Source organism: Congregibacter variabilis, from assembly GCF_045689235.1.
Lineage (GTDB): Bacteria > Pseudomonadota > Gammaproteobacteria > Pseudomonadales > Halieaceae > Congregibacter > Congregibacter variabilis.
Genome location: NZ_CP136864.1, coordinates 872,624 through 895,380, shown reverse-complemented (window position 1 = coordinate 895,380; position 22,757 = coordinate 872,624). Strand labels below are relative to the sequence as shown.

The following is a 22,757-nucleotide window of genomic DNA, read 5'->3' as shown; positions in this document are numbered from 1 at the left end:
TCCAAGCGACCTTTCCCTCGCTCTGAGGTCATTTTTACCATAGTGTTTAAAAATATCCAATATAAATTAGAGGTTTAGGATGTTTTTATTATGTAGATTTTGGAACTTGCTCCTAAATAGGCTTATTTTTGGTCGCATATAGCTTTAATCACGATAATTTTGTGGTCCGCAGCGCCTTAGTGGTTAAAAATTGATCAATTAATGCTGTTTTGACTAACCCCCGGCGAATTTGACAGTGAAGCCTTCGGCTTCCAGCACCGATTTTATGAGCTCTCGCTGGTCACCCTGGATCTCGATTACGCCATCTTTAACCGCACCGCCCACGCTGCAGCGCTGCTTAAGGGCTTTGGCCCGATCCTTTAATTGAGCCGGGTCATCAGGAAGCCCGGTTACCAGAGTCACCGCCTTACCCCCTCGACCTTTGGTCTCGCGCTTAAGACGAATGATGCCGTCGCCTTTGGGGGTGTCGCCCTGGAGCAGGCGGCAGCGACAGTCGGCTTTGACGACACCGCAGTCGGGGCAGAGCCTGCCTTTGTCCGTGCTGTAAACCGGCCGTGATTTTCCTTGCCCATTGCGACCCATGAACGTTGCTCCTTGGTTGACTGGCAGTGTAGGGTACAGCGCTTTGTGCTGTGGTGAACCCCGTGAACGACGATCGAACAAGCGCTGAAATTGCGACCCTGCAAGCTGAAATAGCTTTTCAGGGCGATAGTGTCCAGCGTCTCAATGATGCCCTTGCTAGCCAGCAGCAGGATATTTTGATGCTCCAGCGACAGGTTGCTCTGCTGGGTGAGCAGTTACGCGCGCTGCGGGAAAACGGCAGTCACCGAGACGGTGCAGCCGAGGTGGAGAAACCGCCGCATTACTGAGTTTTACATCGTCGTTCATTTGGCACTGAATGGCTGAACACATGATGAGCACGGTTTGTGCGCAGCGCCGCAAGCTTAGGTAGATATTCACTATGCAGCTTTCCAGATTTGGCGAAAAATTTGCGGGCAACAGCGGTATCAGTGGTCTGATGGAGGACCTTGGTGCGGCCTTAAGCGATGACCCTTCGCTGCTTTTTATGGGCGGTGGAAACCCGGGGCGCATAGACAGTGTGCAGGCCGCTTTTTCGGATCGTCTGTCAGCTATCGCGGGAGACCCGGAGCAGCGTCATGAGTTGCTGGGCGTCTATCAGGCTCCGCAGGGTGACAGAGGTTTTCGTGAAGAGTTGGCGCGGTTTCTCCAGCGCGAATATGGGTGGTCCGTAGGTCCCGAGAACATTGCCCTTGCCAACGGCAGCCAGTCTGCGTTTTTTGTGCTCTACAATTTATTTGCCGGCGAAGCCTCTGACGGCAGTTCGCGCCAGATACATCTACCACTCTCGCCGGAATATGTCGGTTATCGCGATATCGGCCTCAGCGAGAACTTCTTTTCTGCAACAAAGCCTCGCATCGAACGACTGGATCAAGGCCAGTTCAAGTACCACGTCGACTTTGAGGCGTTACAGCTCCCTGAGACTGTCGCTGCGCTTTGTGTGTCGCGGCCCAGTAATCCGACGGGCAACGTTGTTTCCGATTCTGAAGTCGCAGAACTGGATCGATTGGCCAAGGACAGGGGTATACCCTTAATTATTGACGGCGCCTACGGCCAGCCGTTTCCAGCGTTGATAGATGAGTCCGCCACAGCATTTTGGAATGACAACAGCGTCCTGATGCTGAGTCTGTCCAAATTGGGGCTGCCCGGAGTGCGCAGTGGAATAGTCGTGGCGAGTCCAAAGATCGCCCAGGCCTTTTCTCGAGCTAACACAGTGGTCAGTCTTGCCTGCGGTACCCTTGGTCCGCAGTTGCTTCGGGGCTCCTTTGATGACGGATCACTGCTGCAGCTTTGTCGTCAACAGATACAACCTTATTATAGGGAGCGTCGAGAACTTGCGGTGCGCGCGGTAGAGGCGGGCCGTGGCGACTTACCGGTTTGGATTCATAAGCCCGAGGGCGCATTTTTCTTATGGTTGTGGTGCGAGAATTTACCCATCGACAGCTTCGCGCTTTACCAGCGCCTGAAGCAGCGCGGCGTTATCGTGTTGCCCGGGAACGACTTTTTCATTGGCAGTGAGGACCATTGGCCGCATAGCCGGGAGTGTTTGCGAATATCGTACGCAGGCGATAGGCAAACAATCGAGGCGGGAATCGCACTGATTATGGAGGAGCTTCACAAAATCTACGCCACTGCGGCATGAAGGGCGGTGGTGGAGGCAAATTTTAGTAAGTCCGAATGATTTAAAATAGCGGCGGTGAGCTGCAATAAAAACCAATAATGGAGAATGCTAGATGCAAAAGTTAGCCCTCGGTCTGTTACTGACAGCATTAAGCACAGTAGCGACCGCACAAAATTCTGCACACCTTGACTGGCTCAATGCCAATTACGAACAAACGGCGCAGACCGCGAGATCTCTTTGGGAGTTTGCCGAAGTTGGTTATCAGGAAACTCGCAGCAGCGAGCTGTTGCAGAATCAATTGGCGGCTGCGGGATTTAAAGTAGAGAGCGGCGTCGCTGATATCCCCACGGCGTTTGTCGCAAGCTATGGCGACGGCGGACCGGTGATCGCAATTCTCGGTGAGTTTGACGCTCTTCCCGGCATTACTCAGGATTCCGTACCCACCAGAAGCCTTATTGAAACAAAAGCAGCCGGTCACGCCTGCGGGCACAATCTGTTTGGTGCCGGCTCGGCGGCAGCGGCAATTGCCGTGAAGGAATGGCTGGCCAGCACGGGTACCCCCGGGACGATTCGTTTCTACGGAACACCTGCCGAAGAGGGCGGCAGCGGTAAAGTCTACATGGTACGAGCAGGGCTCTTCGATGATGTGGACTTCGCTATGCATTGGCATCCCTCGGATCGTAATTCGGCGGCGGCGCGCACGACCCTGGCAAATCGCTCAGCAAAGTTTCGCTTTAGAGGTGTGTCAGCCCATGCAGCAGGTGCACCAGAGCGCGGGCGATCAGCGCTGGATGGCGTGGAGGCTATGAACTATATGGTCAACATGATGCGCGAACATGTACCGCAACAGACGCGCATTCATTATGTAATCACCTCCGGTGGTAATGCGCCGAATGTGGTTCCTGATTATGCGGAAGTTTTTTACTACCTCCGTCATCCAGAGGCAAAGACCGTTAGGTCATTGTGGGAGCGGCTTGAGGCAGCGGCGCGTGGTGCTGCACAGGGCACGGGAACGAATCTGGAAGTGGAGATTATCCACGGGAATCATCCGGTGCTGGTCAATGAGACACTGCATAAGATGATGGACGCCACATTGCGCGATATTGGCGGTATTGAGTACAGCGATGAAGAGCAGCGCTTTGCCGAGACTATCTATGAGAGCTTTGATGATCCATCGCTGAGTTTAGGTTCTCAGGGTGAGATACAGCCCTACAGTGTCTCCCTTGGTTATGGATCTACGGACGTTGGAGACGTATCTATTGCCGTGCCTACCGTGGGTGCAAGTATTGCCGGCTATGTACCCGGTACTGCAGGCCACAGCTGGCAGGCTGTCGCTGCAGCGGGAACCTCGGTAGGTTTTCAAGGCGCTAATTTAGCGGCCAAAGCGCTCAGCAGTGCGGCGGTAAAGATGTACAGCGATAAAGCCCTTCGAGATGCTGCCCGGGCAGAGTTCGAAGAGCGCCGCGGAGGTGATTTTGAATATGAGGCACTACTGGGCGATCGCGAGCCAGCACTGAACTACCGCAAATAAACTGCGTGTTATCGCTGTGGTTTCAGCATAGCCAACGTTAAGAGCGAACGAGGATTGCTAAATGTCGGATAGTGAACGCAAAGACAATGCAGAGCAGGCTGAATTTCGAAGCTACTGCAAAGAATGGATAGCGAAGAATCACCCGGGTGAGCCGTCGGTACGGCTGCCACTGTCTCCGCTAGAAATCATGACCTCCGAGCAGATGGAGTATCTCCAGAGCTGGCAGAAGTCAGCCTATGACGCCGGACTTGTGGGCTGTGATTATCCAAAGGAAGTCGGTGGGGGCGGTCGAAAAGACTGCCAGCGAGTGGCAAACGAGGAACTGGTGGCGGCGCGTACGCCTTACTACCCCAACGTCATTGGTCTGGGGATGGCCGCACCAACGGTTTTTTATCATGCCAACGAAGCGTTAAAGCAGCGCTTGTTGCCCAGGCTGTTCTCTGGCGAAGACATCTGGTGCCAGGGGTTTAGTGAGCCTGGTGCGGGCTCTGATCTGGCAAACGTGCAAACCTTTGCCGAACGCAAGGGAGACAAGTGGGTCATCAACGGCCACAAGGTGTGGACCAGTTTGGCGCACTTCGCCGAGTGGATGATTATTCTTTTGCGTACGGATAAGGGGCATAAGTACGAGGGCCTGTCGTACTTTGTGGTGCCTATTGCTTCAGCGCTGGGTAAAGGCGTAACGGTGCGGCCGCTGATCAAAATGACCGGCGAAACGGGCTTTAACGAAGTGCTGTTTGAAGATCTGGAAGTGGACGACAGCTACCGTTTGGATGAGCTGGGCAAGGGCTGGCAGGTGGCTATGACCACGCTGCTACACGAGCGTGGCGCCGGTGAGCTGGTGACACCGCGTGCCGGAGGCCTCAAAAGTAAGAGCTCCCTGTCCATCAGTGCTCGCAATGTTATGGAACTGGCCAGTAACACGGTTCGTGGTGCAGGGCGGGCTTCTGACGACCCCCTGCTCAGAGATCGTATGGTCCGGCAATTGATTCGCGAAGAGGCGCTGAAGGAACATCAACGTCGTGCGCGCGTTCCCGCACTTACGGACCATCCTATGCGTTTGCCTTTGCAAAACAAGTTGCTGGCATCTGAGATTGCTCAGGACACGGCCGCCCTTGCGCTGGAAGTTGAAGGTCCCGCGGCCAGTCTTTATCTGGCCGATGAGAATGCTCCTGCGCGTGGTCAATGGCCGCTCGCTTATATGAACTCCTACGGTATGACCATCGCCGCAGGTACCAGCGAAATTCAACGAAATATTCTAGGCGAGCGAGTTTTAGGACTCGCCAAGTCGAAGTAGATTGCTCGGCGACATAAGGAGATAACTGTGGCTCAACCCAAGAACTACGGCTTTGAAGAAGAAGCCGGGATGCTCAAAGACGGTGCGCGGCGTTTCTTTGCCGAGAAACTGCCCGTTGATCAATTGCATGCGCTGGTAGCCGACGCCTACGTACCTGAGCGAGCGCCAGAAGTGAAGTGGCGAAAGGAATTGTGGGACGAAATGGTGGCGCTGGGCTGGACGTCGCTGGCGGTGCCGGAGAGTGCGGGTGGTGTGGGTCTTCCCTGGGTTGCCGTTGCTGCACTACTTGAAGAGAACGGCCGCGCTGCGTTTCCGTCACCCTTGTTGAGTACTTTGCAGACCACGGCGGTACTCGCAGCGTGTAAAGACGCCGGAGAGTCCGCTTTGGCGGCAATAGCAGAAGGGTCTGCTGCCACGATTGCGGTGATGGGCGCCTCTGGTGATTCAACGCCGGGTGCGGTTCAGGTGGTAGATGGGAAACTGCAGGGGCTTGCTTGTTTTGTTCAGGACGCGGGCAAGTGTGATCACCTGCTGGTTATGGCGCTGGACAATGGGCATCCCGCGTTATTCTGGGTCGCCTGTGACGCCGAGGGCGTCGAGATTCGTCAGGACGCGATCATTGATCTAACGCGGGATCAGGCGAGGGTTAGCTTTAATGATGTCGCTGCCCAGCGAATTGATGCTGATGCCGCTGCGGCCTGGGAGGCGGCCCTGCCGGCTATGTGGATGTTGATTAGCGCCGACATGGTGGGGGCGGCCGAGTGGCTGCTGCAGACTACCGTCGAGTATGCGCAGCAGCGTAAGCAGTTCGACCGGTCTCTGGGCTTCTTTCAGGCAGTAAAGCATGACCTGGTTAACGTCATGATAGCCATCGATGAAAGCAAGTCGCTTGTGTATAGCGCGGCCTGCGCCCTGGACCATGAGCCTGAGCGCGCCCGGGAGCTAGCGCACATGGCTAAAGCGTCTGCCAGCGATACGGCGGCATTTGCCTCCGGGCGAACCGTACAGATGCATGGGGGAATAGGGTTTACCTGGGAGTGCTTTGTCCATCTCTACTTCAAGCGCCAAAAGCACAGCCAGCTCCTGTGGGGTGACGCTTCCTGGCATCGCGCTGCACTTGCAGATTTGCTGGTTGATCGGCAAGACATAGACGCAGCAGCGTAACGATGACCTGGAAAACTGCAGGGTTCATCGCAATTGCACTGCTGGTTGGCTATGGCACCCTTGCGCTTATCGCCTTTGGAAAATAGCTGAGCCTGCTGGGTTCTGTTTTGACAGGCAGAGCTGATTCAGGCCACGGCTTTTTGCGCAGCGTCAAAGGCGTCCAGGTAGTCCATGAGCTTTACCCGCTCGGCGGGGTCTTCCCGGGTGCGCGACAGCAGGTGTGTGGTGCGGGGCTCACGGTCGAGAAATAGCTTGCCACTGACGCCAGCCGCTTCGGATGCCGCGCTGAGCCAGATAATCGTATCGGCACCTTCTTCTGGAGAGCGCAAAATGAAGCGCGTGAGCGTGTGGAACGCAGGTAAGGCAGTTTCAACGCCCGGCGTATCAGCCCAGCCGGGATGCATTGCGTTGACAACAATGCCATCGGAGGCCCAGTTTTTTGCCCACTCTTCGCTCACCACCGTCAGTGCGCGCTTGCATCGGGCATACGCGGTTGCCCCGGCGTAATTGTCAGCAGTCGCCTCCAGGCGATCTACGCGAAGCTTTTGCGAATACATTCCTCCTGACACCACGTTGACAACTCGCGACTGTCCCGCAGCTTTAAGCAGGGGATGCAGTGCACGGGTAAGACGCCAGGGACTTAGCAGGAGCAGGGCAAAGCTTTGCTCCAGGCCTTCACTGGTTTGTCCCCAATCATTGAACAGGGCGCCGGCGTTATTCACTAGTACATCGATAGGTTTTCCATCCTCCAAGAGGCGCTGAGCCAGGGCATCAACGTCCGCCATCAGCGAAAGGTCTGCAAGTTCATAACGGATGGCGCTGTTGCCGGTTTCGGCCGATAGCTCTTTCACTACAGCCTCAGCACGCTCTGGATTGCGCATGACGAGAATTAATTCTGCACCACGCTGTGCAAGTTCTCGCGCAGTAGCCAGACCAAGTCCTGAACTCGCCCCGGTAACGATCATGCGTTTGCCCTTGAGTGAGGCGCTCATGGGGAGCCAGCGTTTGCGGCCCCGGCGGTAGCCCCACTTGCTAAACATGGCGAGTCCCGGCCAGAGCAAACGGTCTGCCGTGGCGCTGCCAGAGGAAATCTGCGGAGCCGAATTGTTGTCTTCCAGAGCGCGCTGGAGTCCACGCAGGGCAGCCTTCCCCATGCCTTGCATGCCACTTTTGAGGGCTCCTTCAAGCGCTGCAAAAGGCATTTTGAAGCTGAAGTCTGCATGATAATCAATGCGAGTCTGGCCCTGATCTTCTTCGAAAGCGATAGTGTCTACCGCCGAAAACAGCCAACTGTCGGCTTGTAAAGTCACCAGCTGACCTGGCTCGAACTCGGTTATGGTGTAGAGAAGTTCGATGGATCCCAGTGGTAGGCGGCAGCGCACCGCAAAGCGTGATCCAAGTCCTACGGGGCCTTCAGTGAGCTTTTTTGCTTTGTAGGCGGTCGCATCCCACTCAGGGGTGGTGCGAAAATCCGCCGCGTAATCGAAGCATTCGTCGATGGGGCGCGCGACGCGGATAGTTTGCGTGAGGCTGATCATGGTACCTGTGAACTCTATGTGCGTGTGGTGGTGATTACGCATTTGGGCCTTCTTCAGTTCACCGGATGGGCATTGCGCACCGATCGCTGTGGGCCTAATCGTCGACCCACACGTGACGCAACGGTTCGCCAAAGTCATCATAGATGACCTGTTTTCGGGATCTTTTGAATCCCCGTTTAGACGCTGGTTTGCGAGATTCCTTGAGGGACTCTCGTCGAGCCTCGATGGTTGCCACAACTTCTGGCACGGGTGTTCGCTCGCTGGGTGGTTCAGTAAACAATGGGCGGGAAGGGGGCGGCCGCTGACCAGGCTCCCAGGCGGTAGCGCCCCGAGGAACGTTATCTACCTCGCCCCCCACCTGTAAAAACTGCGCAGTGGCCTGTTCCAGCTCACGACGCATAGCCGCCTTGGTTTTGGTGCCAAGCTTCGGCTTTTTGTTGTCCTTGTCAGTCATTGCAGTATTTGACGGGTAAGTGCCTCATTATGCTGCCCGGGCGTCAGAGTTTTGGATTCTAACTGACCAAATGTCGGGTGCAGCTCATTATAGCGCCTGATTTGGTGGTTCCGCCCTACCTGTATCTGGGATAATCCCCACGCTTATGTAATCTCCCGGAGTTAATTGTATGTTTTGGCTTGCTATCACCATCGTGGCGTTCGTGATGTTTTCTTACCTTGTTTTGCGTGGTGAGAACCTGTCGTATCTCGATCAGCCTGTCCCTCGGCACAGCGCGCAGGCGCCGAGCGAGGCGATGCAATCTGTGCTCGCTTCCTTAAGTGAGTTCGCACAGGGGTCTCATGGCCGCGGTCGACAACGGGTGCGGGCTATTCGAGCATTCATGGACAAGCTGGGGGCTGAGCGTAGCTATAAGAGTGAGTTTCTCCCACTTTCTAATCCTGAGCTGCGCGGTGAATGGGTGCTGGCGCCCAACTGTGACAGCGGGCGGAGAGTTTTGTATCTACACGGCGGCGCCTTCATAGCCGGCAGCCCCCTGAGCCACCGGCCCATTACTGACCGCCTTGCGCGACTGACCGGCGCCGCGGTGTTTGCGCTCGATTATCGGCTGATGCCTGAGCACAAGCGCATCGAAGGTATCGAAGACTGTCGCCGGGCTTATCGCTGGATTCTGGAAAACGGCCCTGAGGGACGTGAATCGGCGCAGACACTGGTGGTCGCGGGGGATTCCGCCGGCGGCAATCTCACGCTTTCGCTCCTGGCCTGGGTTCGCGATCAGGGCCTGCGCCAAGCCGACGCGGGTATTGCGCTGTCGCCGGCTACGGACGCTGTACTGGACGCGCCGAGTCTGCGCAGCAACATTGCCAGCGATGCGATGCTGGGACCTGCATTTGGTGCGTTGACCAAGGTGCCATCGATGTTCCTGCTTTGGTACACCTGGGCAACATCGAGGATGCTCCCGGCTGACCCTCGCATATCGCCTTTGCGCGGCTCACTCGCGGACTTACCCCCCATTCTTGTGCAAGCCAGTGACTCGGAAATGTTGCTCGATGATGCACGGCGCTATGCGGCAAAGGCGCAGGCAGCCGAATCGCCGGTCGTGCTGCAAACCTGGCCCAATATGTGTCATGTCTGGCAGATGTTCACACCGGAGTTGGCCGAAGCAGAGGAGGCCTACGCCAACATCGCCGAGTTCCTCGACAGCGTTTCGTCCAACGACGGTATCGAGCAAGCCGCATGAACACACTGCGCTCAGTGCTGGTCTTCGCGTGGATGGTGGTAAGCATTATTCCGGTGGGGCTTGGTTTGATATTGTGCTCTTTGTTTTTATCGTCGGCGAATCTTTGGCGCTGGTTTGCCAGACCCTGGCTTCGTGGTGTTGTGGTTGCTGCGCGTTGGGTCGGCGGAGTGGATTACCGGCTTACGGGTGAAGAAAACCTGCCTGGCAAAGACGATATGCGCCGGGTGATTTTGGTGTCAAAGCATCAATCGACCTGGGAGACCTTCTTTTTCCCCAGCATGATGCCCCATAACCTGGCCTACGTTTTTAAGAAAGAGCTGCTTCGTATTCCCATTTTTGGTTGGTGTATGGCTCGCTTGGAAATGGTGCCCATTGACCGGAGTAAGCGTTCTGAGGCCTGGAACAAAGTGGCCCAGTATGGTGTAAAGCTCATGGACCGCGGGCGGTGGATCATCATGTTTCCTGAGGGTACGCGCAGTGAGCGTGGGGGGCAGGGCAACTATAAAAGTGGTGCGAGCCGACTAGCAGTGGCAACCGATGCGCTGTTAATACCGATTGCGGTGAGCTCCGGTCAGTGCTGGCCCCGGCGATCGTTTTCTTTTATTCCCGGAAGAATTGATGTCTCTATAGGTACACCGATTCCCGCTTCCGGAGGGGATCCGGAGGCCCTGATGAGGCAAGTCGAGACCTGGATCGAAGCCGAGATGCGCCGTATTGATCCTGACGCTTATGTTCAAACCGATTCCCCAGAGCCAGGAGTCGACGGTGCCTGAGCACGCTTTGCCTCATTGCCAGGCGATTATCGTCAGTGCAGACAGTCAATGGAGGGACTCTCTTTGCCAGCGCCTAAGCGAACTTGAGGCGCGTGCAGAAGCAGAGAACCGCTGCTGTGAGCTGAGTATATCGGGGCTTGATACACCTGATTTGCTGATGGAGCAGGCGCGGATCGACGGCGCCCTGCAATGCGTCGTACTTGATGCAGCCAGCGTGCCTGACGTCAACGTCGTCGTTTCTCAGTTGCGCGCTGTTCGCAGCGAGTTGGATGTTTTTATTGCGGCGTCTTCGGGTCAGGCTCCGGCGGACGATAATGCGGCTGTGGTTGATCGCGACGATACCCGGGCCGAAATTTTGCTCAGGCGTTTGCGCCGCGCTATTGCGAAACGCGCCAGTACGCCCTTCGCCGATACTTTGCGTGAGTATATTGAAGGTGCAAGAGATGCCTGGCACACACCGGGACACTCCAGCGGAGATGGCTTGCGAGAAAGCCCCTGGGTGGCTGATTTCTATCGCATGATGGGCGAGCACGTTTTTAACGCCGACCTTTCTGTTTCGGTCCAGGAGTTGGACTCATTGCTGGATCCCTCGCATGTTATTCACGCCGCGCAGGATCTTGCAGCCGATGCCTTCGGGGCGAAGCACACCTTTTTTGTGACCAATGGTACGTCGACGGCCAACAAGGTCATTGTGCAGCACGTACTGGGCAGCAGCGGCAAAATGCTGGTGGATCAAGCCTGCCATAAGTCAGTGCATCATGCAGCGATCATGTCGGGGGTAGATCCGATCTATCTGCCAGCAAGTGTGAACGAAGTCTTTGGGCTCTATGGCCCGGTGAGTAAGCAGACGATTAATGACGCCATCGACGCTCATCCGGATGCTCGATTGCTTGTGCTGACATCCTGCAGCTATGACGGCTTTTACTATGACCTCGAACCTATTATTCGTCGTGCGCACGATGCAGGACTGAAAGTTCTGGTGGATGAAGCCTGGTATGCGCATGGTTACTTTCATCCGGATTTACGCCCTTGCGCCCTTGAAAGCGGTGCAGACTACGTCACGCAAAGTACGCACAAGATGCTCTCGGCTTTTTCTCAGGCCAGTATGATTCATGTGGCGGATCCGGAGTTTAACGAGAGCCGCTTCCGCGAGCATTTGAACATGCATACCTCCACGAGTCCGCAATACGGCTTGATTGCAAGCCTGGATGTCGCCCGTAAGCAGATGAGTATGGAGGGTTTTACGCGACTAGAGCGATGCATAGTGCATGCCCGGGAACTGCGCAGCGGTATTGCTGAGACCGATCGCTTCAGAGTTCTTGGGCTTGAAGATATGTTGCCGGCATCTTTGCAAGGAGACAGCGTGCGACTGGATCCGACCAAGCTGACAATTGATGTGAGTCGTGCAGGTTGTAGCGCGCGAGAGTTGCAAAAGTCTCTGTATGAGAAGCACTCTATTCAGGTTGAAAAGATTACGCACAACACGCTATCGGTGTTGGTCACTTTGGGGACCACCCAAAGCAAAGTTCTGCGTTTGCTTAAAGCCTTACGCAGTTTGGCCAGAGAGCTTCCACAGAAACCGACGCCTGCGCAGGCCCCCAGTGTTTTGCCTGCCATCGGCGATATTGTGATACCACCGCGCGAGGCTTATTTTGGCCCCAGCGAGGACTTGCCTTTGAGCGACGAGAGCCACGGCATCAATAGGTCCCTCATCGGCAGAACCAGCGCAGATCAGGTGGTTCCCTATCCACCCGGGATACCGGTTTTGGTGCCGGGACAGCGTATCAGCGAAGACGTGCTGGATTATTTGTTGGACCTGTATCACGGTGACAGTGGTATTGAGCTTCACGGTCTCATGCGACATGAGGGACGCGGCATGTTGCGCGTTACATGCAGCCTTAACGACGAACTCTGACTTACACGAAGAATTTCTAATTTACGAGGACCGAATCTGATGGCCATGCAGGAAATGTATATCGATTACGAGGTATCCGGTGCGACTCATCAGGCATTTGTAGCCTGGGATGACGAACATTCCAGCCCGCGCCCGGGAGTCATGGTGGGGCATGCCTGGGGTGGACGCAGTGAATTTGAAGAAGGTAAGGCAAAGTGGCTGGCCCAGCAGGGATATGTGGGGGTGGCCATAGATATGTATGGCAAGGGCGTTCGCGGTACATCGGCCGAAGAAAACGCGGCTTTGATGACCCCGCTGGTGGAGAATCGTGAGGAATTGCAGGCGCGTATGCAGGCGGGGCTGGCCGTCGTTCAGGGGCTTGAGTCGGTTGATGCGGCGCGATGTGCCGCGATGGGTTACTGCTTCGGTGGGCTCTGTGCGCTGGACCTTGCGCGGGTCGGTACAGAAATTGCCGGGGTGATATCGATCCATGGCTTGTTTATGCCCGCCGAAAATACGCGCGGTGTTGGAATCAATGCCAAAGTCCTCTGCCTTCACGGATATGATGACCCTATGGCTGATCCCCCCAGTATGCTGGCTCTGGCAACGGAACTAAGCGCAGCTGGTGCGGATTGGCAGATTCATGCCTATGGAGGAACCCAGCATGCGTTCACCAATCCTCAGGCCAATGATCCCCAGAGCGGCACCGTTTACAGTCCCGTGGCCGATTCCCGCGCGACTGTGTCCATCGCGAACTTCCTGCAGGAACTGTTTCGCGAGTAAGTTCTACTCCCTGAAGATTCGTTGCCACCAAGACATTTTTTTGTCGGCCAAAGGGGCTGGTTCTGTGGACCGTGGAGGCCTGCCGGCAGCGCTGTTGTCAAAAATCGCGTTGAGCCATGCCGCTGTGCGAATACCCGCGAGCGCCAGTTGTTTTTCGGCCATGGGAAGTTTTCGCCGAACGTAGTCTTTACCGATGATTGTCGGAGCCGGATACAGGGACTCACGCAAGGCGGCGCTCTGGGCAATCCAAAGGTGGGGTTCGGCCTCTTGCTCTGAGGGAGGCCTGACTAAGTCGCTGCTTTTGAAGTAGTCCAACCATTGTTCCTGGCTGCGTCCGGTGGTTTCAAAGATCTGACGATCCCATACCCTGTGGAGATTGGATGTCTCGCCAAGAAATTCGACCATAAGCTGATTGCCTCCGCGATCCAGTCCATTGCCCACATGCAGGGGCTGCTGTAAGTCTTGAATGATGTGCACGGCGAAACGCACAGCAAGCTGTTTGCGCGCTCGAGAGACGGACGTATCGCGCAGGTCCCGGGCAAATTGCGCTAGCGCCGTGGCGGCATCACCTTGAGCGGGAGGCCCGACATCGGCGTAGACACGTCCCCGGGGCACCGTTACGTAGTGATAGGGTCCAGCTTCTTTTTGCCAGAACCAGGAAGGATCCTTGCGCATGCGATCGGCCCAGGTAGAGGCGCTGGCCAGCGATTCGTTGCCTAGTAGTGCTTTTAATTCTTGCTGGGTATGCGCGCTGAGATATGGGCTCGCAAGCTCGGCGGCAATTTCATGGCCCATAGCGCCCCAGGCCTGCACCGCTGGACTGGGAGAGACGCCACTTAGCACTATCACCGCCAACGCGAGTGGCTTTGTGAGTGCAGTGCCTGTTTCAACGAGTCGCTTTTGGGTGTTCGTTACTGGAGTCATGACTGGGAAGTTTACTGCCCTTCGGAGGTAGGCAACCACACTGCGTTTCCCATAGCCCTGTGTTATAAAGCCGCGCTTTAAAGTACTGGAGTTACTGCTATGAATCACGATTTGCAGCCAATCATTATCGGCGTCGGGCAATCTGTATGGCGCGAGCGTGATGTTGATCGCTCCCCCGTCGATGCGCTTCAGGCGGTAGCTACCAAGGCGCTTTCGGATACGGCCTCGGATCGTGTCATAAACGCGGTGGACAGTATCGTTCACATTCCCTTTTTGATGAATCAGGTGCCGGGTCTGGCAGAGGCCATGCCGATCAATCCGGGGGCGGCGCTTGCTGAGCGATTGGGTCTGAAGGCCACCCAGTACACCTCGGACGTGGGTGGAAACTTGCCACAGCAACTGCTCAATGAGTTCGCCGGACGGCTTTCTCAAGGCGACGGAGCAGTAACTTTGCTTTGCGGCGTTGAGCTCCTGGCGACTTTTTTGGGCGCGGTGCGTTCCGGTGAGGGGTTTCCCGACTGGGCCACGGGGCTTGAAAACACTGCGATTCAGGTTGGTGAAACTCCGGTTATGACCGCCGCTACAGAGCAGGCCCACGGTCTTTATGAACCCATTAATGCCTATCCCTTGTTCGAGTCGGCGCAGGCTCATGCAAAAGGACTTTCTACCGCAGAGCATCAGGCTCGCTTGGGCAATTTGCTCTCGGCTATGAGTCGATGCGCCGCGGAGAACCCCTATGCCTGGAAAAATCGCCAGTTGTCACCGGAGGAGGTGTTGTCCACGGCGTCAGGCAACCGAATGATCAGCTATCCCTACACGAAGGTTATGAATGCGATTATTGCTGTAGATCAGGCCGCTGCGGTGGTGTTGACGACGGTGGGCAAGGCGCGGGAACTTGGTGTCGACCCTGATAAATGGATCTATCTTCGTGGAGTGGCAAGTGCTCACGACTCCTGGTTTCTTAGTCAGCGCGCAAATCTGCATGAGTCTCCAGCGCTGAACGCTGCCTGCTCGGCAGCGTTGACGCAAAGCGGTCTGGATACCGATGCGCTTACACACTTTGATTTGTATAGCTGCTTTCCGTCGGCGGTGCAGGCCGGTTGCGATGCTCTGGGCATTGAGCCTGATGACGCTCGTGGTGTGACGGTCACTGGTGGTTTGAGTCTGTTTGGCGGGCCGGGTAATAACTACAGCCTGCATGCTATTGCTTCGATGGTTGACTGTCTGCGCAACACAGACAATGGGGCGGGCCTGGTATGGGCAAACGGAGGATATCTGACGAAACACTCGGTGGGTGTCTATGCGCGGCAGCCGCCAGAGCAGGCCTGGAAGCCGCGCAGCGATACTTCAATGCAGGCGGGTATCGACGCGCTTGCCATACCGGACTTGGCAGATCAGGGCAGTGGACGTTTTGTGCTTGAGGCGCATACGGTCTGTTATTCCGCAGATGAGCCCGACCGCGCTATTGCCATCGGTCGACTCGATGACGGGCGGCGTTGTGTTGCGTTGAGTAAGGATGCGCAACTGATGCAGGCGCTTGTTGACGGTAACTGTGTAGGACAAGAAGCCGTCGTCAGGCATGAAGACGGTTTAAACCACTTTCGCTTCCAGGGAAGCAATTATGGCTAGTCTTTTCCGTCGATAGTCTCGAAGCGATTCTTTTCGAGATTCTTATGCACATTGTCAATCTCAAAGAGCTGGCCGTTCATGCTGATATAGACGCCGGGGGAGGCGGCCTGCAGGGCGCCCAGGGCACAACCAATGTTGAAAATGGCATCCGAGCCCTTAAAAGCCGCTGGCTGCAGGGCCCCGGTAAGTACGATGGTCTTTCCCTCGATACCTTTTAGCGCTTTGCCCGTCTGGACCATGCCGTCGGTGCCATGGGTTATCAGCACCTGCTGTTCGGCGCAGCGTTCGGCGCTTTCGCGAATCAGCGCTCGGTCCTCATCTGTTAGTTCCAGGCTGTCTTTGCGCATGGCGGACTCCACCGTGTAGGGGAACTGGGCTCCCATGCTGTCAAGCAACTCGCCAATAACCGGTTCGCCGACCTGGTAGTCGCTCTTGGCATCGAAGTAAATTTTGTCGATGGTGCCGCCGGTGGTAATGATATGAAGATTCATGGTGCGTCTGGGCCTTCTTAGCTGAGGACGAATCCTGCTACATGCGTGCGTTCCTGTCGAGGTTCTATTTATGCCCAATGAATACTTGCTCTGCCGTGCGCAACCTGGGCCATTGGCTGCTTATAATGCGTCCACAGACAGAAATTCTTCACACTGGACGGTGGTTATGGGTTTTTACGATCGGCACGTGCTTCCGCGTTTCATTAACTGTGCCTGCGGGAGCAAGCCCATTATGAAACAGCGAGAGAAGATTGTTCCGCGAGCAGCCGGTACGGTGCTTGAAATAGGCATCGGCACCGGACTTAATCTTCCTTACTACGATAGTGACAAGGTCGACAAGCTGATCGGACTGGATCCTTCGGAGGCGTCCTGGGAGCTTGCCCAGGCTCGTGCCAAAAATCTAAGCTTTCCGATTGAGTTTATTGGCTTGCCGGGAGAGCAGATCCCCTTGGCAGACGATAGCGTAGACACAATCGTCATGACGTTCAGTCTCTGTACCATTCCAGATCCTGTTGCCGCACTTGAGGGTATGGCCCGGGTGCTGCGTCCGGGCGGCACTTTGCATTACGCCGAGCACGGCAGGGCACCTGATGAGGGCGTGCGCCGCTGGCAAAATCGCCTTGACCGTCCCTGGGGCGCTATCGCGGGGGGCTGCCACCTTAACCGGGATATTCCTGCTTTGCTGGTGGAGGGTGGTTTTCACAGTGACGACCAGGAAAGCATGTATCTGCCGGGTACGCCGCGCTTTGCAGGCTTTAATGTCTGGGGCAGTGCGAGGCTCGGTTGAAGCCAGCGAATGTTAAAGATCTTCGCCGCTGTTTCTGTCGTTCTGGTTCTGACTGCTGTGTCTGCCCAGCTCTCGCATGCCGAGGGCTTGCGCTATGGCATCGAGGGCGTAGGGAAAGAAGCGAGAGAGAATATTCGCGCCTATCTGGGTGAATCACCCAAAGAAAACGCCACAGCCGAGCAGTTTATAAACACCGCACCCAGGCTTACCGCAGAGGCTCTTGAGGCTTTGGGTTTCTATGACCCTGTTATTGAGCTGCAAGTGGATCGCACGAAACGTCCTTGGGCGGCTACGATTAATGTGCAGCCTGGAGAGCCTCTCACATACACCGCGGTCTCTGTGCGAATTTTGGGGGAGGGCCAGGAGGATCAGAGCCTCACGGCACTCATGGACGCGCAGACCCCAAAACTCGGCGACCGGGTACATCACGGGCGCTATGAGGTCCTCAAGCAGGAACTTCTGCAGCTGGCTCGCCGTCGTGGATACTTTGATGCCGATTTTCCCGAGAGTCGGGTAGCCGTGGATGTAGGTAAGAGGCAGGCGGCTTTGTCGTTGGTGTTTGATGCCGGACGACGGTACCGGTTTGGGGCGGTCTCCATCGATGAATCCATTCTGGATCGAGACCTGCTAAATCGCTTGCTACCCTTTGAACCGGGTGCCCCGTATGAGCAAAAATTGTTGCTTGAGCTTCGTCAGCGACTACTCCGTCTTGGCTACTTTGGCAGCGTCACCGTGCTGCCGCAGCTTCCGGAACGAGTCTACCCCGATGTGCCCATACGCGTTGCCCTTAGTACCGCATCACGTCACAGCTATGAGCTTGGGGTTGGCTTCAGCACCGATACAAGGCAGCGCTTATCACTTACCTGGCAAAGCCCCCGTCTCAATCGTTGGGGACACAGTCAAGAGACGGCTTTGCGTTGGTCGCCGATCAACCCTCAGGCGAGAGTAACTTACAGTATTCCCCTGGACGATCCTGCAAACGACGTTCTCCAGTTGATTGGTCGTTTGGAGAACAATGAGTTTGGAGATCTGGAGAGCGAGCAGCGTGAGCTGCGCGTCCGCCGCGAGCGCACGAAGGCTGGCATAGTGCGAAGTCTCCAGTTTCGTGGCCTCAATGAGCAGTGGGGCGTCTTTAGTGACGACTTTGATGCAAGTTTTGTGCTCGCAGGTGCGAGCGTTTCTTCGCGCTACCGTCGAGGCAATGCGGTTGATCCCAGTCGAGGTGTAAGTCAGTTTTACAGCGTGGAAGGGGCCTCTGCTGATCTGGGTTCTGATGAAGATCTGTTGCGTTTTTACGGTACTGTCACCGCGCTGCGTACCCTGGGCGAGCGTTGGCGTGTGGTGGGGCGAGTGGAGGCTGGAGCGCTATGGACAAGCTCAGACAAACCTTCGGAACTTCCTCCGTCTCTGGCGTTTTTCGCGGGCGGCGATTCAAGCATCCGGGGATTCGCCTATCAATCGGTGGGTCGCGAAGCGACAGCTGAGGGCTTCTCGAGCGCTCAGCCCAATGAATCTCTGATCGTTGGCGGCACTCGACTTTTAACCGGGTCCTTGGAGCTGCAACGTTACGTGACTGAAAAATGGCGTGCGGCAGTTTTTGTGGACGCTGGTGATGCCTTCGATAGCGGTGATTTTGATGCCCGGGTGGGCCTTGGCATTGGCATTCACTACTTGTCACCGGTAGGTGCTTTGCGCTTTGAGATCGCTAACCCGGTTTCCGAAAGTGGTGGGTCCTGGCGGGTTCATGTGAACATTGGAGCTGAATTTTGAGGCGCCGCGTAGTCGCTTATCTTGCGCTTGCAGTCCTGCTGCTAATACCCCTGCTGCCGGTGTTTGTTCTGGGAACTGATGTGGGGCTTGGCTTGGGAATAAGGGTTCTGGAAGCGCGTTTGCCCATTCAGGTCGAAAATCCCCAGGGGTCCTTTTGGACCGGTATGTCATTGGATGTTTTTCGCTACGACGATGAGTCCTTGTCCATGGAGCTGCAGGACCTGCATCTTCGTGTCGCCTGGGCTTGCGTGTTGCGAAGTACCCTGTGTGTCCGCGATGCCTCGGCGAGTAAAGTGTCGTTGGCGGTTAAAGCTGCAAGTAAGCCAACGGATCAGCCTTTGCAGGCACCGTTGCCCTGGTTACCTGTTGCGGTAAATATCGATCGACTTGCGGTAGACGAGTTGGTGTTTTACCGCGGTAGTGAAACAGAAGTACTGAAAAACCTGCGTCTGTCCGGAGACGTTGCCAGCGATACTGCCTTGATAGAGGCGTTCTCCGGTGAACACAGGCTTGCCCGGTGGAGCGGCGGCGGGGCTATCGCCAGGAGCGGGCGCTGGGATCTGAAGCTCGATGTTGCTGTCCAGGCTTTGGCTGTCTCAAATTGGCCGGAAAATCTTGACCACAGTTTCACGCTTGATTTCAGCGGTGATCTGCGTGCGTTGAAGGGTGATATTAGCGCAAGCGCAGGATCGCCGGCGTTGGCACTCGCTGTCGACCTAAGCTCTGCAGGACTGATTACGGCGTCAGGTTCCCTTGAGGGCCTGTCTGATCTGGTGCCGCAGTCAAACGCTCTTTCGAATGTAAGTGGGGTCGGTCCCTTTTTGTTTGAGTCAAAAATTCGCGATGCAAAAAACCTGAAGCTTGCTCTGCGGCAACAATGGCAGGGCTTTGCGCCTGAGCCAGTGTGGCTTGAGCTGAAACTAGCGCAACAGGCAGCTGTCTGGGAGCTGGAGCAGGCTGTTCTGGGCGAAGCCTCGCAGCCGCTGCTTCGCGCGTCGGGTTTTTTGGGTGAGCTTGAGTCTCTGGCACCGAGGCTAGAGGTCGTGGCGGATCAGTTTCACGTGCCTCTCAAAGACGGGTCGCCTGAAATGACTGTCACAGGCGTTGGGGATATTGCGTTTTCAGCGCTGGATCCGCTGGGGACATTAAGCCTTGCTCTTCGCGATATTGATCTTCAGGAAGGCTCGAATCAATGGGAAATGGCGGGCGATTTGAGTGCAAGTGATGTACCGGTTCTACCTTTGGGGTCGCTTAAGGGCGCGCGCAATGGGCTCGCGTTTTCTTACCATAGAACCAGCCAGCCGGGGGCAGCGGCCTTGCTAGAGTTGCCCCAGGGCTTACCCCCCAGTGACGTTTCAATTTCTGCACTTAGCGCAAGGGTCTTTCCGGGAGAGGTGACGCAGCTCGAGATTAAAAGCGAAGGAGATCTGCGGGGGAATCTTGAGGTGGCGCTGCAGAAAACCGATCAAGGCGCGACGTTTTTGATGCAACCCTTTGTGGTATTTTTTCGGGATGAGGCGGTACGTGGCAACGAGCCCGTCGCCGGCCGTTGGGACGCCACAGAGGCATCGATTCTTTTGGACGCGCTTTGTTTGCAGTGGCGTGCAAACAGTATGTGCGCACAAAGCGCAGTGCTGGGGCAAAGCGGCAGCCTCGGTTTGACACTTGAGATTGACGAAGAATTGCAAGGCGCCGTGTCTGACAAGCCCTTCTCCATACAAGCGCAAGGGACGGGGACACTCGATCTGCTGTGGACCGCGGGAGTCCTGGAAGATGCGCTCTTTGATCTCAGTTTCGATCTCTTGTCCCTGGACCCCTTTATGTACGAGGGCACGGCGCTTCCCATACGCTGGGAGCAAGCGCGGGCCTCTGGGTACTTCCGCCCGGACGCGAAAAATCTGTCACTTGATTTGCGCTCTGAACGCGTGGGGGTATTAGCAGCGACACTCACCGAGCAAGGTGCGGAACTGACTGGCTCATTAAAGGCCAGCGATATTGATCTTGCGTCGCTGGATGATTTGTTACCGGAATGGTCCCTTGGCAGCGGTGCCATCGAGGCTGATATGACAGTAGCGGGATCGCGCAGTCAGCCCTTGCTATTCGGTCAACTCGCGTTGAAAGGGGCAGGTGCTGAGCATCCGGAAATTGCAACAACACTGACAGATGCGAATCTGCTGCTGGACGCTACAGGCGATGGATTTACGATCGATGGCAGCGCCATGCTCGGCGGCGCCCCCCTGACCCTCACCGGCCTGTGCTGCGATGATGGCGCTTTGCAGGCCGAGTTACAGGGTGTGAGGAATCAGTTGAGCTTGCCGGTGGGTGTAGAGGCAACGATTTCACCGCGTTTGGATCTGCAGCTCACGACTCAGAGCTTAGCGGTCAGTGGCGACATAAGCGTCCATAAGGGAGAGTTTCAGCACGCTGGTCCGTTGGAAAATGCCATCGCCGTATCGGATGATTTTTATCGCGTGGATCTTCCCGCGAAGCCACCGCGCCGGTTCGACTTATCCCTGGATCTTCGGGCATTGATTGAGCCAGGGTTTACGCTTCGTTCCCGGGAGTTGGTGGCGACCTTATCGGGGGATCTCAGAGTCAATATGCAACCTGAACTTCCGGCTTCGCTATATGGCGACCTCCAGGTTTTGGGTGGTGAGTTACGAGCGTATGGGCAGGTGCTGCGTCTGACGCAAGGAAGCGTTGGCTTTGTGGGAGATCCTTTTAACCCAGCACTGAATTTGAGTGCCGAACGGCGTATCCGGGCAGAAGATCTGCGCGTCGGTTTTTATGTTCGCGGAAGCCTTGAAGAGCCAGTGTTCGAGATATTTTCTGATCCTGTGCGATCAGAGCGCGACACCTTATCGTACCTATTGCGCGGTAGAGGGCCGGATGCCGGCGCTTCGGTCGACGGTACGGCGATGGCGCTGTCACTTGGTGCGTCGGCAATCAATCAATCCGGTGCTCTTGAGTCGCTGAATGCCATCCCGGGCTTGTCCGGCGTATCCCTGGGTGCCGAAGGCAGCGACGATGATATGGCGGCGACCATCAGTGCCTACGTAGGCGAGAGACTGTACTTGAGTTACGGCGTGGGTATCTACGAACCGGTAAATGCGCTCACTGCGCGCTTGTATCTGCGATCACGCTTATGGCTTGAGGTGGTTAGCCGACTGGAGAGTTCCTTTGATCTTTACTATCGATTTGATATCGAGTGAGCAGGGTTTGTGTGATGAGCGAACTTGCCCGGTGGCGCTTTTGATGAGGTCTTTATGGATCCTGTAACGCAGGGGACGCTGGGCGCGGCTCTACCACAGTCAGTAGCGCACCCCCACAAAATTGGTCTCGCAATGTTGTGCGGCATTGCTGGCGGCATGGCGCCAGATCTGGATGTGCTGATTCGTTCGGCTACAGATCCATTATTGTTTCTGGAGTATCACCGGCAGTTCACGCATTCACTCATATTCATTCCCTTGGGTGCGGCGCTTGTGGCGCTGGTGCTTTGGGGGGCGGTGGGGAGGAGGCGAGACTGGGCCTTTCGCGAGATCTATTTGTTTGCCGGCCTGGGTTATGCCACTCATGCGCTACTGGATGCGTGCACCAGTTACGGGACCTTATTGTTCTGGCCATTTTCCCAAGAGCGTTTTGCCTGGAACAACGTGTCGATTATCGACCCCTTGCTGACGCTTCCGCTCATAGCCCTGGTGCTCACATCACGCCTCAGTCATCGTCGCTGGCCCGCCGTGTTAGGCATGCTTTGGGCGATAGGCTACCTGTCGCTTGGCGTTGTGGCCCGGGATGCCGCTGTAGAAGTCGGCCAGCAAATCGCGAAGGGTAGGGGGCATACACCGCAAGTGGTCGAGGCTAAACCGAGTTTTGCGAACCTGTTTCTGTGGAAGACCATTTATCAACAGGATGAGCATTACTATGTGGATGCAGTTCGTCTGGGGGGCGAGCCTGTTGTTTATCCGGGTGAGGTGGTGGCCACCCTGGATTTAAGTCGGGATTTTCCCTGGCTGGATCACAACTCGCTGCAGGCCAGGGACATTGAGCGCTTTCGCTGGTTCAGTATGGGCTATATCGCTGCGGATCCGGATTTTGAGAATCGTATTATGGATATCCGCTATTCACTGCTGCCAAATGAAATCCGACCTTTGTGGAGTATTCAGCTGAACCCGCAGTCGCAAGATTCTGAGCATGTGGCTTATCGGGTAAGTCGTGAGCGTGGCGCGGGTACAGTCGGTCGACTGTGGTCGATGATTCGCGGCCTGCCACTGTAGAGAAGGTC

19 protein-coding genes are annotated in these 22,757 nt (G+C 56.0%); 14 read left to right on the top strand and 5 right to left on the bottom strand.

Going from position 1 to position 22,757, the window contains the following annotated elements; translation table 11 throughout:
• Window positions 1–213: 213 nt before the first annotated feature.
• The gene (locus tag R0135_RS04060) at window positions 214–582 is read right to left on the bottom strand and encodes a stress response translation initiation inhibitor YciH (RefSeq protein ID WP_407348972.1); all 369 of its coding nucleotides are present in this window, start codon (window positions 580–582) and stop codon (window positions 214–216) included.
• 62 nt (window positions 583–644) lie between these two features.
• Between R0135_RS04060 and R0135_RS04055 the strand changes: the two genes are divergently transcribed.
• From R0135_RS04055 to R0135_RS04035, 5 genes are all read left to right on the top strand, one after another.
• Window positions 645–869, top strand: a complete 225-nt coding sequence (locus R0135_RS04055; protein WP_407348971.1) for a SlyX family protein — start codon at window positions 645–647, stop codon at window positions 867–869.
• Between the two features lie 92 nt (window positions 870–961).
• Complete coding sequence (locus R0135_RS04050) at window positions 962–2,221, top strand: valine--pyruvate transaminase (protein WP_407348970.1); 1,260 nt, start codon at window positions 962–964, stop codon at window positions 2,219–2,221.
• Between the two features lie 91 nt (window positions 2,222–2,312).
• Complete coding sequence (locus R0135_RS04045; protein ID WP_407348969.1) at window positions 2,313–3,731, top strand: amidohydrolase; 1,419 nt, start codon at window positions 2,313–2,315, stop codon at window positions 3,729–3,731.
• A 61-nt stretch (window positions 3,732–3,792) separates the two neighbouring features.
• The gene (locus R0135_RS04040) at window positions 3,793–5,028 is read left to right on the top strand and encodes an acyl-CoA dehydrogenase family protein (protein ID WP_407348968.1); all 1,236 of its coding nucleotides are present in this window, start codon (window positions 3,793–3,795) and stop codon (window positions 5,026–5,028) included.
• A gap of 27 nt (window positions 5,029–5,055) precedes the next feature.
• Entirely contained in the window at window positions 5,056–6,192 is a 1,137-nt protein-coding gene (locus tag R0135_RS04035) for an acyl-CoA dehydrogenase family protein (protein ID WP_407348967.1), read from the top strand.
• Between the two features lie 125 nt (window positions 6,193–6,317).
• Here the strand turns inward: R0135_RS04035 and R0135_RS04030 are convergent, their stop codons facing one another.
• Together R0135_RS04030 and R0135_RS04025 are read right to left on the bottom strand one after the other, a co-directional pair.
• A complete protein-coding gene (locus tag R0135_RS04030) occupies window positions 6,318–7,772 on the bottom strand; it encodes an SDR family NAD(P)-dependent oxidoreductase (protein WP_407348966.1) in 1,455 nt (484 codons plus the stop codon).
• A 52-nt stretch (window positions 7,773–7,824) separates the two neighbouring features.
• Window positions 7,825–8,184: a hypothetical protein gene (locus R0135_RS04025; RefSeq protein WP_407348965.1), complete on the bottom strand. Its 360-nt coding sequence runs from the start codon at window positions 8,182–8,184 to the stop codon at window positions 7,825–7,827.
• 169 nt (window positions 8,185–8,353) lie between these two features.
• Between R0135_RS04025 and R0135_RS04020 the strand changes: the two genes are divergently transcribed.
• Genes R0135_RS04020 through R0135_RS04005 form a run of 4 tightly spaced genes read left to right on the top strand, consistent with a single transcriptional unit; the run spans window position 8,354 to window position 12,874 of the window.
• Window positions 8,354–9,424, top strand: a complete 1,071-nt coding sequence (locus tag R0135_RS04020) for an alpha/beta hydrolase (protein WP_407348964.1) — start codon at window positions 8,354–8,356, stop codon at window positions 9,422–9,424.
• On the top strand, window positions 9,421–10,197 hold the full coding sequence (locus R0135_RS04015; RefSeq protein ID WP_407348963.1) for a lysophospholipid acyltransferase family protein: 777 nt from the start codon (window positions 9,421–9,423) through the stop codon (window positions 10,195–10,197). The genes R0135_RS04020 and R0135_RS04015 overlap by 4 nt, the downstream gene beginning before the upstream one ends.
• Window positions 10,190–12,112, top strand: a complete 1,923-nt coding sequence (locus R0135_RS04010) for an aminotransferase class I/II-fold pyridoxal phosphate-dependent enzyme (protein WP_407348962.1) — start codon at window positions 10,190–10,192, stop codon at window positions 12,110–12,112. The genes R0135_RS04015 and R0135_RS04010 overlap by 8 nt, the downstream gene beginning before the upstream one ends.
• A gap of 39 nt (window positions 12,113–12,151) precedes the next feature.
• Window positions 12,152–12,874 (top strand): dienelactone hydrolase family protein, encoded by a 723-nt coding sequence (locus tag R0135_RS04005; RefSeq protein WP_407348961.1) that lies wholly within the window; start codon window positions 12,152–12,154, stop codon window positions 12,872–12,874.
• A gap of 3 nt (window positions 12,875–12,877) precedes the next feature.
• Here R0135_RS04005 and R0135_RS04000 read toward each other — a convergent pair whose 3' ends face one another.
• Window positions 12,878–13,798 carry a S1/P1 nuclease gene (locus R0135_RS04000; RefSeq protein WP_407348960.1) on the bottom strand — a complete coding sequence of 307 codons (921 nt, stop codon included), beginning with the start codon at window positions 13,796–13,798 and terminating at the stop codon, window positions 12,878–12,880.
• Window positions 13,799–13,897: 99 nt separating this feature from the next.
• Between R0135_RS04000 and R0135_RS03995 the strand changes: the two genes are divergently transcribed.
• Window positions 13,898–15,427 carry an acetyl-CoA acetyltransferase gene (locus R0135_RS03995; protein ID WP_407348959.1) on the top strand — a complete coding sequence of 510 codons (1,530 nt, stop codon included), beginning with the start codon at window positions 13,898–13,900 and terminating at the stop codon, window positions 15,425–15,427.
• On the opposite strand, the gene R0135_RS03990 is transcribed toward R0135_RS03995, so the two are convergent.
• Complete coding sequence (locus tag R0135_RS03990) at window positions 15,424–15,918, bottom strand: asparaginase domain-containing protein (protein WP_407348958.1); 495 nt, start codon at window positions 15,916–15,918, stop codon at window positions 15,424–15,426. The genes R0135_RS03995 and R0135_RS03990 overlap by 4 nt on opposite strands.
• A gap of 232 nt (window positions 15,919–16,150) precedes the next feature.
• On the opposite strand from R0135_RS03990, the gene R0135_RS03985 reads away from it, so the two are divergent.
• Genes R0135_RS03985 through R0135_RS03970 form a run of 4 tightly spaced genes read left to right on the top strand, consistent with a single transcriptional unit; the run spans window position 16,151 to window position 22,749 of the window.
• Window positions 16,151–16,705, top strand: coding sequence for a class I SAM-dependent methyltransferase (locus R0135_RS03985; RefSeq protein WP_407348957.1), 555 nt, complete (start codon window positions 16,151–16,153; stop codon window positions 16,703–16,705).
• A gap of 9 nt (window positions 16,706–16,714) precedes the next feature.
• Entirely contained in the window at window positions 16,715–18,475 is a 1,761-nt protein-coding gene (locus R0135_RS03980) for an autotransporter assembly complex protein TamA (protein ID WP_407348956.1), read from the top strand.
• The gene (locus tag R0135_RS03975; RefSeq protein ID WP_407348955.1) at window positions 18,472–21,687 is read left to right on the top strand and encodes a translocation/assembly module TamB domain-containing protein; all 3,216 of its coding nucleotides are present in this window, start codon (window positions 18,472–18,474) and stop codon (window positions 21,685–21,687) included. The genes R0135_RS03980 and R0135_RS03975 overlap by 4 nt, the downstream gene beginning before the upstream one ends.
• A gap of 54 nt (window positions 21,688–21,741) precedes the next feature.
• Window positions 21,742–22,749 (top strand): metal-dependent hydrolase, encoded by a 1,008-nt coding sequence (locus tag R0135_RS03970; RefSeq protein ID WP_407348954.1) that lies wholly within the window; start codon window positions 21,742–21,744, stop codon window positions 22,747–22,749.
• Window positions 22,750–22,757: the final 8 nt, after the last annotated feature.

Excerpts from the sequence above, each read along its gene's own strand:
- R0135_RS04060 (WP_407348972.1), bottom strand. The coding sequence starts at position 582 with ATGGGTCGCAATGGGCAAGGAAAATCACGGCCGGTTTACAGCACGGAC.
- R0135_RS04050 (WP_407348970.1), top strand. The coding sequence starts at position 962 with ATGCAGCTTTCCAGATTTGGCGAAAAATTTGCGGGCAACAGCGGTATC.
- R0135_RS04045 (WP_407348969.1), top strand. The coding sequence starts at position 2,313 with ATGCAAAAGTTAGCCCTCGGTCTGTTACTGACAGCATTAAGCACAGTA.
- R0135_RS04040 (WP_407348968.1), top strand. The coding sequence starts at position 3,793 with ATGTCGGATAGTGAACGCAAAGACAATGCAGAGCAGGCTGAATTTCGA.
- R0135_RS04030 (WP_407348966.1), bottom strand. The coding sequence starts at position 7,772 with ATGCGTAATCACCACCACACGCACATAGAGTTCACAGGTACCATGATC.
- R0135_RS04025 (WP_407348965.1), bottom strand. The coding sequence starts at position 8,184 with ATGACTGACAAGGACAACAAAAAGCCGAAGCTTGGCACCAAAACCAAG.
- R0135_RS04020 (WP_407348964.1), top strand. The coding sequence starts at position 8,354 with ATGTTTTGGCTTGCTATCACCATCGTGGCGTTCGTGATGTTTTCTTAC.
- R0135_RS04015 (WP_407348963.1), top strand. The coding sequence starts at position 9,421 with ATGAACACACTGCGCTCAGTGCTGGTCTTCGCGTGGATGGTGGTAAGC.
- R0135_RS04005 (WP_407348961.1), top strand. The coding sequence starts at position 12,152 with ATGGCCATGCAGGAAATGTATATCGATTACGAGGTATCCGGTGCGACT.
- R0135_RS04000 (WP_407348960.1), bottom strand. The coding sequence starts at position 13,798 with ATGACTCCAGTAACGAACACCCAAAAGCGACTCGTTGAAACAGGCACT.
- R0135_RS03995 (WP_407348959.1), top strand. The coding sequence starts at position 13,898 with ATGAATCACGATTTGCAGCCAATCATTATCGGCGTCGGGCAATCTGTA.
- R0135_RS03990 (WP_407348958.1), bottom strand. The coding sequence starts at position 15,918 with ATGAATCTTCATATCATTACCACCGGCGGCACCATCGACAAAATTTAC.
- R0135_RS03985 (WP_407348957.1), top strand. The coding sequence starts at position 16,151 with ATGAAACAGCGAGAGAAGATTGTTCCGCGAGCAGCCGGTACGGTGCTT.
- R0135_RS03980 (WP_407348956.1), top strand. The coding sequence starts at position 16,715 with ATGTTAAAGATCTTCGCCGCTGTTTCTGTCGTTCTGGTTCTGACTGCT.
- R0135_RS03970 (WP_407348954.1), top strand. The coding sequence starts at position 21,742 with ATGGATCCTGTAACGCAGGGGACGCTGGGCGCGGCTCTACCACAGTCA.